Raw genomic sequence first — 13,268 nt, forward strand, 5'->3', positions numbered from 1 at the left:
GTGAACAAGCATGGCAGAGGTATTAGAACGTGTTACAAAAATCATCGTTGACCGTTTAGGTGTGGATGAGTCTCAAGTTAAGCTTGAAGCTTCATTTAAGGATGATCTTGGCGCTGATTCCCTTGACGTAGTTGAACTAGTAATGGAATTAGAAGATGAGTTCGATATGGAAATTTCTGACGACGATGCTGAAAACATTAGCACTGTTGGTGACGCTGTTAATTACATAAATAGCAGTAAGTAGTCTCGTTAGATTTATTCAAAAAAAGCTCCGTTTCCAAACGGGGCTTTCTTCCTGTATGATAGAACTTGGTAGAACTAAACTATCTGCCAAGTTTCTTTGCGTTTTCTGAGAAACTTTTTTAAACTCTTATTAGGTAAGTGTGTAAATAAAATGCAAGGTGGAGACTTTATGCGCAAGAATAGTAAAGAAAAAGAAATGTACAATCGCGCTAAAGAAAATCAATTCAAGGATTTTCAGAACCAAATAGGAATTACGATTGAAAATGAGAAATTATTAAAACAAGCTTTTACTCATTCATCCTATGTGAATGAGCATCGCAGAAAGCCTTTCGAAGATAATGAAAGACTTGAATTTTTAGGAGATGCCGTACTAGAGCTGACTGTTTCACAATTCCTCTTTAAAAAATATCCAACAATGACAGAAGGAGAATTGACGAAGCTGCGAGCAGCGATTGTTTGCGAACCATCACTTGTTTCTTTTGCAAACGAGCTAGAATTTGGAAAATTAATTTTGCTCGGCAAAGGGGAAGAGATGACGGGCGGAAGAGAGCGCCCGGCCTTACTTGCAGACGTATTTGAGGCGTTCATTGGGACTCTTTATTTAGATCAAGGAATTGAAAAAGTTATTGAATTCCTTGAAAAAGTCGTCTTTCCTAAAATAAATGCAGGTGCTTTTTCTCATGTGATGGATTTCAAAAGCCAATTACAGGAACTTATTCAAAGGGATGGAACAGGTCCACTTGAATATCGTGTTCTACAAGAAAAAGGACCAGCACATAATAAGGAGTTTGTTTCCAAAGTTTCCTTAAACGAAAAAGAACTAGGAGTGGGAACGGGGAAATCAAAGAAAGAAGCGGAACAGCATGCTGCCCAAATGGCGCTGGGCGTATTAAAAGCAAGAACAACCTAGATTCAACAAATATTTTAAGAGGAGAAATCCCGGGCATTATAGGGAGGATAAATAAATGTTTTTAAAACGGTTGGACATTATTGGTTTTAAATCTTTCGCTGACCGCATCGGCGTTGATTTTGTTCCTGGAGTAACGGCCGTCGTTGGCCCAAATGGCAGCGGCAAAAGTAATATTACTGATGCAATCCGCTGGGTACTGGGGGAACAGTCGGCTAAATCTCTTAGAGGCAGTAAAATGGAAGATATCATTTTTGCCGGCAGTGATACCAGAAAAGCGCTTAACTTTGCCGAGGTAATACTCACATTGGACAATCAAGATCAAGGATTAGGAATCGATTACAATGAAGTAAGTGTAACAAGAAGGGTATCACGTTCCGGTGATAGTGAATTTTTCATCAATAAACAGCCATGTCGACTCAAGGATATCATTGATTTATTTATGGATTCAGGGCTTGGCCGGGAAGCCTTTTCAATTATCAGTCAAGGTAAAGTAGAAGAAATTTTAAATAGTAAGGCTGAGGACCGGCGAACGATTTTCGAAGAGGCTGCAGGGGTATTAAAATATAAAAACCGCAAGAAAAAAGCGGAAATTAAATTGTTTGAGTCACAGGACAATTTAAACCGTGTGAATGATATATTACATGAGCTTGAAAGCCAAGTAGAACCGCTTAAAATTCAAGCATCTATGGCAAAGGACTATCTGGAGAAAAAAGAAGAACTTGAAAAAATAGAAGTTGCCTTAACGGTTTATGAAATCGAAGACCTGCATCAGAAATGGGAAAACTTCTCTCTCCAGCTAGAAGAACATCAGCAGGAAGAGCTAAAGCTTTCTTCAGATTTGCAGGTAAAAGAAGTGAAAATTGTCGAAACAAGGGATCAAATTTCTGCCTTAGACGAGTCCATTACGGACCTACAGAATGTTCTGCTCCATGCAAGTGAGGAGCTTGAAAAGTTAGAAGGCCGAAAAGAGGTTCTCAAGGAACGGAAGAAAAATGCTTCCCAAAATAAAGAGCAGCTTCAAGCAAATGTTTCGGAACTATCAGAACGAATCAGCCAGTTGAAAAAAAGTCGCGATATCCAGGCTGAGGCCGTAACAGACCTTGGTGAACAGGTGAAAATTTTACAAGCCAAGCTAAAAGAAAGACAAGAAAAACTACAATTATTTACTGAGAATATTGATCAAAAAATTGAAAGTTTAAAAAGTGAATATATCGAGCGCTTAAACAATCAAGCTGGTGCCAATAATGAAGTAAAATACATTGACCAACAGTTGGAGCAACAGGAGAGAAAAAGCTCCCGTCTTGATGCAGACAATGAGAAGTTCATTCAGGAACGAGAAAACGCGCAAAATAAAAAGAGAGAAATTCAATCTGCCCTAGAAGAAATTCAAGAAAAGTTAGCGAATCAGGTTGTTACGTTTCGTGATCAGCAGCGGATGCTTGAGACAGTAAAAAATAATTATCAAAAACAAGAAAAGACATTGTATCAAGCCTATCAGCTTCTTCAGCAGGCTAAATCAAGAAAAGAAATGTTGGAGGAAATGGAAGAGGATTACTCAGGTTTTTTTCAAGGTGTAAAAGAAGTCCTAAAGGCGCGAGGAAGTAAGCTGAAGGGAATTGAAGGGGCAGTGGCAGAGCTTGTAGCCGTTCCAAAAGAGTACGAAACAGCTCTTGAAATTGCCTTTGGTGGTGCCCTTCAACATATTGTTGTCGATACCGAGCAAAATGCACGAACGGCTATACAATACTTAAAACAAAATTCTTTTGGGCGGGGAACCTTTTTACCGTTAAGTGTCATCAAAGGAAGGACATTATCTGCGGCACAGCTTTCAGCCATTCAAAATCATCCTTCATTAATTGGGGTTGCTGTCACCCTTGTGAAATTTGATCAAAGGTATGCCGAGGTAATGAATAACCTTTTAGGGAATGTCGTAATTACTAAAGACCTACAGGGTGCCAATGAATTGGCGAAAATTCTTCAATACCGTGTTAGGATGGTAACACTTGATGGTGATATTGTTAATCCCGGCGGTGCAATGACTGGCGGTGCTGTAAAACAAAAGACATCTTCTTTATTAACACGAAAAGGTGAGCTTGAGCAGTTAAAAGAAAAACTTGCCATTATGGAGGAAAAAACAGCTGGATTAGAGCAGGCTGTTAAACTCTTAAAAGAAGAAGTTCAACTGGCAGAAGATCATCTCGAAGAAATGCGCAAAAATGGCGAAGCGTTACGGTTAAACGAGCAGTCGATAAAAGGTGATCTGCGCGAAGCAGAGCTTGGAGAAAAAAATATCAATGACCGTTTAGCCATTTATGATCTTGAAAAAGGGCAATTTTCTGATGAAAAGAACACCTTATTGAAAAGAAAAACTGACTTAGTTGAAGCGATTGAGAATTACAAGGACTCAATTGCCGAACTTGATCGTTATATAATGAAGCTTACGGAACAAAAGACAAATGATATGACATCGAAAGAAGCTTTAGCAAATGAATTAAATGACCTTAAAGTGGAGTTCGCATCTAAAAATGAGCAATTTACAAATAAGAAGGAACGCTTTGCACTATTAAACGCTGATTTAGAGGAAAGTGAACAAAAGCTGGCTATTTTTAGCGAGGATCTTAACTTGTTAACAGCGGAAATGACGAACAGTTCATCTGGAGAGGAACAATTAGAAGCAGCGGCAAAGAGAAAACAGCAAGATAAAGAAGCAACCTTACAATTAATTACTATAAGAAGACAAGAACGCCTACAGTTGCAGGGGGCATTGGAAGAAATAGAAGTAGCAGCCAAAGAGCTTAAGAGACTCCACAAAGGGATGATTGTTGTATTAAAGGATGAGGAAGTCAAAATCAATCGCTTAGACGTGGAGCTTGAAAACCGATTGGAACATTTAAGGGAAGAATACCTTTTATCATTTGAAGGGGCAAAGGAGCAATATTCATTAACCATTCCTGTGGATGACGCTAGGAAAAAGGTCAAGCTGATTAAGCTAGCCATTGATGAACTTGGTAATGTTAATCTGGGCTCGATTGAAGAATATGAACGTGTCTCTGAGCGATTTGAGTTCTTAAATGAACAAAAGACAGATCTCCAGGAAGCAAAGGACACCCTTTTTCAGGTCATTGAAGAGATGGATATCGAAATGAAGAAACGCTTCGAACAAACATTTAATGGGATTCGTGAGCATTTTGAACCGACATTCCGCGCCCTTTTCGGTGGGGGGAGAGCGGATCTTGTTCTCACAGTTCCAGAAGATTTATTAAATACAGGCGTTGAAATCGTGGCACAGCCGCCTGGGAAAAAGCTGCAGAATTTAGGCTTATTATCAGGAGGAGAGCGTGCCTTAACAGCTATTGCTTTATTATTTTCCATTCTAAAGATTCGCCCTGTACCGTTCTGTATTCTGGATGAGGTTGAGGCTGCCCTTGATGAGGCTAATGTCCACCGGTTCAGCCAATATTTAAAACGATACAGCACCGAAACTCAATTTATCGTCATCACACATCGTAAAGGGACGATGGAGGAAGCAGATGTCCTCTATGGGGTAACTATGCAGGAATCAGGCGTTTCAAAGCTGGTTTCTGTCAGACTAGAGGATACAAAGGAGCTTGTAATATCATAAATTAAGGGAAGTGAAATCATGAGCTTTTTTAAAAAATTAAAAGAAAAAATTACGAAATCGACAGACACTGTGACGGAAAAGTTTAAGGAAGGTCTAACGAAAACAAGGGATAATTTCTCAGGAAAAGTCAATGAGCTAGTTGCCCGCTATCGAAAAGTCGATGAAGATTTTTTTGAAGAGCTAGAGGAAATTTTAATTCAGGCCGATGTCGGTTTTGACACAGTCATGCAACTGATTGAAGAGCTGAAGATGGAAGTCAAGCGTCGAAACATCCAAGACCCACAAGAAGTACAAAGTGTCATTTCTGAGAAGCTCGTCGAGATATATAATGCTGGAGAAGGACAGTCCTCAAAATTAAACCTCCAAGAGGATAGTCTGACCGTCATTCTATTTGTTGGAGTAAATGGGGTTGGGAAAACAACGACGATTGGCAAACTTGGACATAAGTTTAAGAGCGAAGGCAAGAAAGTATTGATGGCTGCCGGTGATACTTTCCGTGCCGGTGCTATTGAACAGCTTGAGGTTTGGGGTGAAAGAGTTGGCGTTGAGGTAATTAAACAGGCTGAAGGATCTGATCCTGCAGCGGTTATGTATGATGCCATTCAGGCTGCTAAATCCCGCCAGGCAGATATATTATTGTGTGACACAGCTGGCCGTTTGCAAAATAAGGTGAACCTAATGAAGGAGCTTGAAAAAGTAAAGCGGGTCATTGAAAGAGAAATACCCGGTGCCCCGCATGAAGTGATCCTTGTCCTTGACGCCACGACTGGACAAAATGCCCTTATCCAGGCGAAAACCTTTAAAGAAGTGACTAATGTAAGTGGAATCGTCCTTTCTAAATTAGATGGAACAGCAAAAGGTGGTATTGTCCTTGCGATACGGAATGAATTAAAAATTCCGGTAAAATTCGTTGGTCTAGGTGAAAAAATGGATGATCTTCAAGAATTTGATGCAGAAAGATTTGTATACGGTTTATTTGCCGATCAAGTTGAAAAAACAGAATAATAATTAGTAATGATAAAAAAAGCAGTTTAAAGCTGCTTTCAGATTGTCGAGAAAGGGTATATTTCTCGGCAATTTTTTAATAATGGATTGACCCTGCTAGCTGGCCTGTTGATTTCCGCTTCAATCAACAGGGTGGCAAATCAACCTAAAGAATTGCAACACACTTTTTCTAAGCTGGCTAAGTGTGTCGCATTCTTTTTTTTTATTTTGGCAGGCTGCTGTAATATGATGTATCTTCTCGAAGGGATAGGAAAAGGTACATCATCATAAAAAAAATTTTTGCATTCATCTAATTAAAAGCTGAATGCTTTTTTTCGTACATAAAAAAAATAAAATTTTTTGGCACAAAACTTGGATTTCTGGTTTCTCTATATTACAGGCATTAAATGAGAGTGGGGTTTTAACTGACATGTTAACTAATAAAGATTAGGAGAATCATATCAATAAGCTTATATGTACTAGTTTATTATTTTTGTATGTAGATATTTAATAATGAAGAGGAGTGACACAATGCATAATAGTTATATAAAAATTAAAGTTAATTAAGACAGTACATTTTTTGAGGAGAAAAAATATGAAAAACAAGAGATTGGGTAACAAGTTTCTGCTTATAGCAACGCTACTTGTTAGCATAATATTCTTTAGTTCAAAGGTAGATAAAGTAGTAGCTAAGTTTTTTAAACCATAAGGGAAAATGGAAACAATCTAACGTTTCATTCAAAAGTAAACACAATATATCAGGAGGAATAAAATGAAAAAGATGATTTGGTTTTTAGTAGTAACATTGATTTTTATAGGAGTGGGTTTTACTGTGAAACGCTATATAGAAGGACCTTCACAATCAGTAAACGGCATCATGGTATCAGGAACCAAAGAAGAGATCTCTGCTGTTAAAAATCTGTATAAAGATCAAACCGCACAAACAGATGATTATCAGTATAAGTTGGTCACAGAAATTAAAAAACATGAAAATACTGCCGAGCAGAAAGAAGCTATTAAGAAAGAATGGAAAGAAAAAGGTGTAAATATGACTGAAGAAGAGATGGGCAAAAGAATCGCGGAATTAGATATTACAAAAAAACAATATGCAGTAATTACAAAGTCTACAGCTGAAAAATACATAAAAAAAGGAATCCTAAGAACTAACTTAGGAAATGAAGGTTCAGCAATTTCATCCCCGGTAAAAGAAATAAAAGAATTAGCGAGTAAAAAAAACTTATTTTACACGGAAAGTGAAGCAAATGAGGAAATGAAGGATGGAAAATTAAATTTAAATGGACAAATGATACCTGTTCAACATATCAAACAAAATAATTGGATTGGCTATTTCTCATCACCCGTAGTGATCGTTAATGATGAAACATATAAACAATTACAAGAAAAAGAAGTAAGCATTTCGTTAATTCAGTTTGCAAAAGAAAATTTTGATTATAAAAATAAAAATAAGTTAAACATGGTGGTCGAAAATATTTCAAAAGTGTATGACGTAAAAGAAGAGAATGGTAACTACGATAAGGATAAACTCTATTTTGTAGAGGTTCAAAATTAATTTGTGAAGAGGATGAGTTGTATGGAGGTTGTTAGATTAGAAAATGTAGTAAAAACATATGGAGAGGGAGAAACACAAGTACAGGCGTTAAAAGGAATTGATCTTTCCATTTATAAGGGAGAATTTGTAACGATTGTTGGTGCCTCTGGATCTGGAAAAAGTACGTTATTACACATTTTAGGGGGGTTAGACCATCCAACTTCAGGAAATGTGTTTATAGGTGGGGAAAATATCTATAATCTAAAGGATAATGCACTCTCTATTTTTCGCCGTAGAAATATCGGTTTTATATTCCAGTTCTTCAATTTAATTCCTGTTTTAAATGTACAAGAAAATATTGCTTTGCCTACTTTATTAGATGACAAACAGGTAGATGAACAATATTTATATGAAATTATACAAGTTTTAGGGTTACATGAAAGACGGAATCATTTGCCTTCTGAATTATCAGGTGGTCAACAACAAAGAGTATCTATTGGTAGATCTCTTATGAATAAACCAGATATTATTTTAGCGGATGAACCAACTGGAAACCTAGATACAAAAAATACAAAAGAAGTGCTTGGTTTATTAAAGGCAACGGCTAAAAAAAATAATCAAACGGTAATTTTAATTACCCATGATCCCGCTATTGCATCAAATTCCGATCGAATTATCACGGTAGAAGACGGAATGATCATTTCAGATAAACAGATAGAACAGGATCATGCGAAATAGGGAGGAGAGGCGATGTGATTCGTAATTATAAACAGTTAAGTCAAAAATATCTAAAAAGTAATGTGAAACGCACTGTTTTAACATTATTAGGAATTATTTTAGCACTATCGTTAATAACAACAATTGGACTATTCTTCAATAGTGGATACACTTCGCAAATAGAAAAAGCTAGAAAGGGTCCACTTGGTTCTGCCAATATTTCCGTTGAAGATTATAATCAAAAGCTTCTCAATATGGTAAAAAATAATCCTAATATAGATACTTACGGCATTGCGTCTCAAGGAGAGACGCTCTATGTTAATGAGATAGATGTCTCTTATATGTATGCAGATCATCAAGCATTAAAGATTTTAAAATCAAGTATTCCTATACAAGGAAAGCTACCTTCAAGTGAAAATGAAGCTGTTTTGGAAGAATGGATGTTACTTTACATCGATCCTAACCTGAAGTTAGGTGATATGTTTACTATGCATGAAAAAGAATATAAACTCGTTGGTTTACTTCATGATTCTAACAGTACACAGGAAAATAAAAACGGTCGATTATTAACGTTTAAAAATGAATTTAAGGTTGGAGAAGGCAATCTATTGATTGAACTACATCAGTCTGCAAATTTTAACGAAGTTGAAAATCAATTTACATTATTGACGAATAAAGAGAATGTAAAGATGAATGAGGAGTTAAACAAAGCTTTAAAGCCTAGTTCAGAAATGATTGTTGCAGCTACAATTAGTATTGGGATTGTTGTCATTTCTACCATTGTGATTATTTATAATGCATTTCAAATTAGTGTAGTAGAGCGAATGAAACAGCTTGGTTTATTGAGGAGTATAGGTGCTACACAAAAACAAATTAGGAAAATTGTAATGAGAGAAGCAACATTTCTTTCTATTATCGCTATCTTTTTTGGAATTTTGTGCAGTATATTCGTAGTCTTCAGTCTGAATCAGATACTGCTGAAGCTACTCAATAATCCTACAGGATCTACAATCCAATTAGATTGGGGAATTATATTTGTAAGTTCTTTCATTACATTAATAACAGTCTATGTGTCCAGTTTTTTCCCTGCTTTTCGTGCAGGCAGAATTTCACCGCTACTAGCCATAAGTAGCAGGTTATCCATAAAAAAAGATAAAATAAAAAGACAGAAAGGAAAAAAAATAAAGAAACCAATCTCTTTCCCTTTAAGTATGGCACTAAAAAATATAAAAAGGAATCCTAATAGATATACCGTTACAATCTTGTCCATTATTATAAGTAGTGTATTGTATATCACTTTTACGTTTTTAATCGATACTGCCTTTCAGCGTAAGCAACCGACAGATCAAGCCCTAAAAGCAGATATATCGGTTATGATTAATTCAGATTTAGACAAGCCTATCATAAATCGTATGAGTCATAACCTTCAACAGATAAATAATGTAGAGAAACTGTACAAGCAGTATGAGGCATACAATTTTCATACAAAAATACCAGAAAATAAACAAATCAAAGAATTGCAAGGAAATAGCTCATTGTATGAAAAAGTAAAGTATAATGATCGTACTTTAGAAATCATGAAAACTCATGTAAAAGCATACGACGGGAATACTTTAAAGAAACTAGCTGAAAGTGTAACAAGTGGAAAAATTGATATTCAAAAATTAAATCGTGAAAAAGGAGTTATTTTAGTAAAACAGGCTGCAGCAAAAGATATGAATACAGGTAAAACATATGTAGGTCCCCTAAGTACCTTTAAGGTGGGAGATACAATTCAAGTCATACAGGATCAACAGGAAGGGAAATCGACTGAAGAAGTCTCCTACACCCAGGACAAAATAGAAACTGTAAAAATAGCCGCAATTGTGGAGTCGGATCTTTTTAACATGAGTAGAACGTTAGATACCATAACTTTTATTACCAGTGAACAAGTAGTTGATTCTCTCACAAAATCTTCTTCAACATTAAAGGGATTTGGAATTGAATTGAACAATCAATCTCAAGCTAAGACTACAGTTTTAGATATACAAAAGAAGCTGGGAAGAGATGAATCTATACAGGTAATAAATAATATAGATGAAAATAGTGCCATTAAAGATGAAATGCTTTATATGAAAATATTGGCTTATGGTTTTATAGCGGTTATTGCACTGATTGGTAGTGTAAATGTTTTAAATACGATTACAGTAAGCATTATGATGAGAAGAAAAGAATTAGCCGCTTTAAAATCAATTGGTATGTCGCAAAAGGATTTGAAAAAGATGGTTATTTACGAAGGGCTTTTGTATGGTTTCTTTGGGAGTGTACAAGGAATCTTTTTTGGTTGCCTGCTTTCGTATATTCTCTATGTGGCTGTTTCAAATACAATTTCGTTTGAATGGGCCATCCCTTATCAAGCTAGCTTTATTACATTTATAACTGCATTGTTGATTAGTTATGTTGCAGTTTTAATTCCACTTCGGAAAATCCAAAAAGATAATACCATAGATGTACTTAGAGAAGGATAGCAGTGTATATTTGCATGTACACTTGAATTGTGCAATCAAGTATTTAAGGTATTGTATGTAACAAAACCATAGAAATGTTAAGCAATGTTTTGCCAAATTTCACAGGATTTCAAATCTGTGGTTCTGCCTAACTTAAAAGGAACCGAGAGCATTCATGTTTTAGTGGTCACAAAAGAACGCTATATCGAAAAAGCATTCATCTTTGATAGATGAATGCTTTTTTTGTACATAATTTTACACTAGTGTTGCAGTAACTTCATTTAACTATAAAAAATACTCAAAATGTTCAACAATATCATTTTACCCAAAGAAAAAGTCCTTCATAATGGATAAAGTCAGGTGGTAACCCGTCCAAATCGACTAAAAAGGACCAATCTCATGGACAAGATTACACGAAAAACTTCATTTGGTTTATTTAAGGGCTGCTTTGTGGAAACCAGCGAATATCTGGCTTCGGAAAATTGAAGGAAAAGCCATTCCTTAACCAACAAATTGTCGTCGTTGCATAAGTTTTAATTGTAAATTAAATTCCAAATGAACAGGACCACCTTTAATTCAGTATTTACCTTTTTGGCTTTAAACAAGGTAAAATATTAAACTAAAAATTATGACACTATTTATGCAACACTAGTGATAATTTTAAAAAATATATAAATTTTGTCACAAAACTTGTTTTTGTGGTTTCTCTATAATACAGGCATCAAATGAGAGTGAGGTTTTAACTGAAATGTTAACAATAAAAGATGAAGAAAGTCATGCTTCGGATGTGACATTTGAAGATTTGTTTAAACAATACTATGTTTATGTTGTGAAACAAATATTATGGATTGTTAAAAATCAGATTATTGCTGAAGAATTATCGCAAGAAGTATTTTTACAACTATATCGCAACGATTGGAAAGAGATTGAAAATGTACCTGGATGGCTCATAAAATCTTCTATTTATGTAGCGTATAACTATCTACGATCTGAAAAACGACATCAGGCGAGAATAGATAAGACCATACAATATCATGAAGTACAATATGATTCATCACTAGATGATGACTGCATAAGAAAAGAAGAAATTACAAAGGTACAAATGGTACTTAGCAATATGAATGATCGGGATCGAACCATTTTATTAATGAAATTTTCTGGTTTTAAATATAAAGAAATTGCAGAAGTACTACAAATTGAAATATCTTCTATTGGGACATTATTGGTTCGTGCTAAACAAAAATTCCGTAAGGTTTATAAACAATTAGAGGAGGTATAATAAATGAATTGTTGTGATAAGGGGTTTATTCAAACATATATTGATGGGGAGCTTTCTCGTGATACAAGAAAGGAATTCACAAAACATCTAGATACATGTGAAGTATGTCAAGATTTATTAATAGAAATCAGTAAATTAAATCGATGGGAAAACGTTATGTTAGAGGAAGAAAATATACATTCATCACAAGAAATCAAAATCGATGTAGAACAAGCATGGAAAACATTTGAAAGTCGCTCAAAACTAGAAAATGTCACTTATATGAATCAAAAAACTGAACAGAAAAAGGGCTTGTTTACAAATAAGAATAAAAAATCAAAACGTTTCATATATACAGCAGTAGCTGCAGCAGGGATTTTTGTAACAGCTATGATTCCACAAGTACAAGTGGCAGCTACGGATGTTGCTTCCTATTTTGCGAATGAAATTTCAAATGATAAGGTTGTAAAACAAGACATCATGAAAAATGGTCAATTCATTCCTATTGATGAAAAAATTACTGATCAAGGTTTTACTGTACATTTTAAAGAATTATATGTAGAAGATTCACGTATATCTGTTTATTATAGAATTGAAAAAGCTGATGGGAATTTAGTACGATATGAATTTGATACAATTGGAGGAAACTTGAAGAGTGATGGCAAAATAAATGGACAACAGGAAGAGAATCCCGAATATAGTAACCAGAATGGTGTGTTCTCGCAGTTAGCATTTATTCAAAGTGTAGATGGTTTACCATTTAGATTAATGGCAAATGGAAAGGAATTAAAATATATAGGTATTCGTGATAACGATAAGCCGGAAGGCATCATTACATTTGTTGAAGGTCCTGAAGGGAAAGGGGCTTTTAAACAACCACTTACGATGAATATAAATATAAATAAAATTGGAACAGTAGCTGGATTTTGGAAAGGTCAAATTCAAATTGATTCTACAAAATTGAAAAAATAAAACGAATTCAAATGAAAAAAATAATATAACGCTGTGTATCTAATACCACGTTTATCTTCTTCCTTGTGTTACTTACATTTACTTCGTACATGATTTTTATTCTATCTTGCATTATTTAATTAGGATTATATAATTACTGTATTTCATAGTAAGAAGAAAATAACCACTGTAAAGCGTACGCTCCAAAATGTAATGGGAAAAAACAATACATGATATAAAGTTTTTATTTTTTAGCCGGATATCAAAAACCATCATTTTAAACAAAATTAGGGGATCAGATGGGCGGCCGTTATCATCACTATAATAAGGGCGAACTTTTTCAAGAAGAAACGAAAAATCAATATATTTATCAATCAAACGAAGAAGGTTTTTCGACAACCTGAAAGCAGTTTAAAGCTGCTTTTTTTTTGTCTAACAAGGAAAATATTCCATAACTGATTGCATTTTTTTGTCAAAGGTGTAAAAATACACTAAAGGGAACTGTTATTGGAAGTGATGTGGTTTGTGAAAAATAGAAAATAAAAAAC

The 13,268-nt window shown here is 34.9% G+C and carries 9 protein-coding genes and 1 pseudogene; 9 read left to right on the forward strand and 1 reads right to left on the reverse strand.

The annotated features are described in order from the left end of the window. Nucleotides 1-10: 10 nt before the first annotated feature. The 9 genes from RTR43_RS02015 (at nt 11) to RTR43_RS02055 (ending at nt 12,741) form a co-directional block, all read left to right on the forward strand. Nucleotides 11-244 carry an acyl carrier protein gene (locus tag RTR43_RS02015; RefSeq protein WP_248733619.1) on the forward strand — a complete coding sequence of 78 codons (234 nt, stop codon included), beginning with the start codon at nt 11-13 and terminating at the stop codon, nt 242-244. A 168-nt stretch (nt 245-412) separates the two neighbouring features. Next, the gene (gene rnc / locus RTR43_RS02020; RefSeq protein WP_312469267.1) at nt 413-1,153 is read left to right on the forward strand and encodes a ribonuclease III; all 741 of its coding nucleotides are present in this window, start codon (nt 413-415) and stop codon (nt 1,151-1,153) included. 55 nt (nt 1,154-1,208) lie between these two features. Continuing rightward, entirely contained in the window at nt 1,209-4,775 is a 3,567-nt protein-coding gene (smc, locus tag RTR43_RS02025) for a chromosome segregation protein SMC (RefSeq protein WP_312469269.1), read from the forward strand. Between the two features lie 18 nt (nt 4,776-4,793). Beyond that, nucleotides 4,794-5,780: a signal recognition particle-docking protein FtsY gene (gene ftsY, locus RTR43_RS02030; protein WP_312469270.1), complete on the forward strand. Its 987-nt coding sequence runs from the start codon at nt 4,794-4,796 to the stop codon at nt 5,778-5,780. Nucleotides 5,781-6,531: 751 nt separating this feature from the next. After that, nucleotides 6,532-7,329 carry a lipoprotein BA_5634 family protein gene (locus RTR43_RS02035; protein ID WP_312469271.1) on the forward strand — a complete coding sequence of 266 codons (798 nt, stop codon included), beginning with the start codon at nt 6,532-6,534 and terminating at the stop codon, nt 7,327-7,329. 21 nt (nt 7,330-7,350) lie between these two features. After that, complete coding sequence (locus RTR43_RS02040; RefSeq protein ID WP_312469272.1) at nt 7,351-8,046, forward strand: ABC transporter ATP-binding protein; 696 nt, start codon at nt 7,351-7,353, stop codon at nt 8,044-8,046. A gap of 14 nt (nt 8,047-8,060) precedes the next feature. Further along, nucleotides 8,061-10,532 (forward strand): ABC transporter permease, encoded by a 2,472-nt coding sequence (locus tag RTR43_RS02045; RefSeq protein WP_312469273.1) that lies wholly within the window; start codon nt 8,061-8,063, stop codon nt 10,530-10,532. Between the two features lie 727 nt (nt 10,533-11,259). After that, nucleotides 11,260-11,790, forward strand: coding sequence for an RNA polymerase sigma factor SigX (locus tag RTR43_RS02050; RefSeq protein ID WP_312469275.1), 531 nt, complete (start codon nt 11,260-11,262; stop codon nt 11,788-11,790). Nucleotides 11,791-11,793: 3 nt separating this feature from the next. Continuing rightward, entirely contained in the window at nt 11,794-12,741 is a 948-nt protein-coding gene (locus RTR43_RS02055; RefSeq protein ID WP_312469276.1) for a DUF4179 domain-containing protein, read from the forward strand. 249 nt (nt 12,742-12,990) lie between these two features. On the opposite strand, the pseudogene RTR43_RS25735 reads toward RTR43_RS02055, so the two are convergent. Beyond that, nucleotides 12,991-13,110, reverse strand: a pseudogene (locus RTR43_RS25735) (transposase); the annotation flags it as partial. Nucleotides 13,111-13,268 lie beyond the last annotated feature (158 nt).

It is taken from the genome of Neobacillus sp. (assembly GCF_031988165.1).
GTDB classification, from domain to species: domain Bacteria; phylum Bacillota; class Bacilli; order Bacillales; family Cytobacillaceae; genus Neobacillus; species Neobacillus rhizosphaerae.

What these genes read in the sequence shown, in the direction of transcription:
- RTR43_RS02015 (WP_248733619.1), top strand. Translation starts at nt 11, where the DNA reads ATGGCAGAGGTATTAGAACGTGTTACAAAAATCATCGTTGACCGTTTA.
- rnc (WP_312469267.1), top strand. Translation starts at nt 413, where the DNA reads ATGCGCAAGAATAGTAAAGAAAAAGAAATGTACAATCGCGCTAAAGAA.
- smc (WP_312469269.1), top strand. Translation starts at nt 1,209, where the DNA reads ATGTTTTTAAAACGGTTGGACATTATTGGTTTTAAATCTTTCGCTGAC.
- ftsY (WP_312469270.1), top strand. Translation starts at nt 4,794, where the DNA reads ATGAGCTTTTTTAAAAAATTAAAAGAAAAAATTACGAAATCGACAGAC.
- RTR43_RS02035 (WP_312469271.1), top strand. Translation starts at nt 6,532, where the DNA reads ATGAAAAAGATGATTTGGTTTTTAGTAGTAACATTGATTTTTATAGGA.
- RTR43_RS02040 (WP_312469272.1), top strand. Translation starts at nt 7,351, where the DNA reads ATGGAGGTTGTTAGATTAGAAAATGTAGTAAAAACATATGGAGAGGGA.
- RTR43_RS02050 (WP_312469275.1), top strand. Translation starts at nt 11,260, where the DNA reads ATGTTAACAATAAAAGATGAAGAAAGTCATGCTTCGGATGTGACATTT.
- RTR43_RS02055 (WP_312469276.1), top strand. Translation starts at nt 11,794, where the DNA reads ATGAATTGTTGTGATAAGGGGTTTATTCAAACATATATTGATGGGGAG.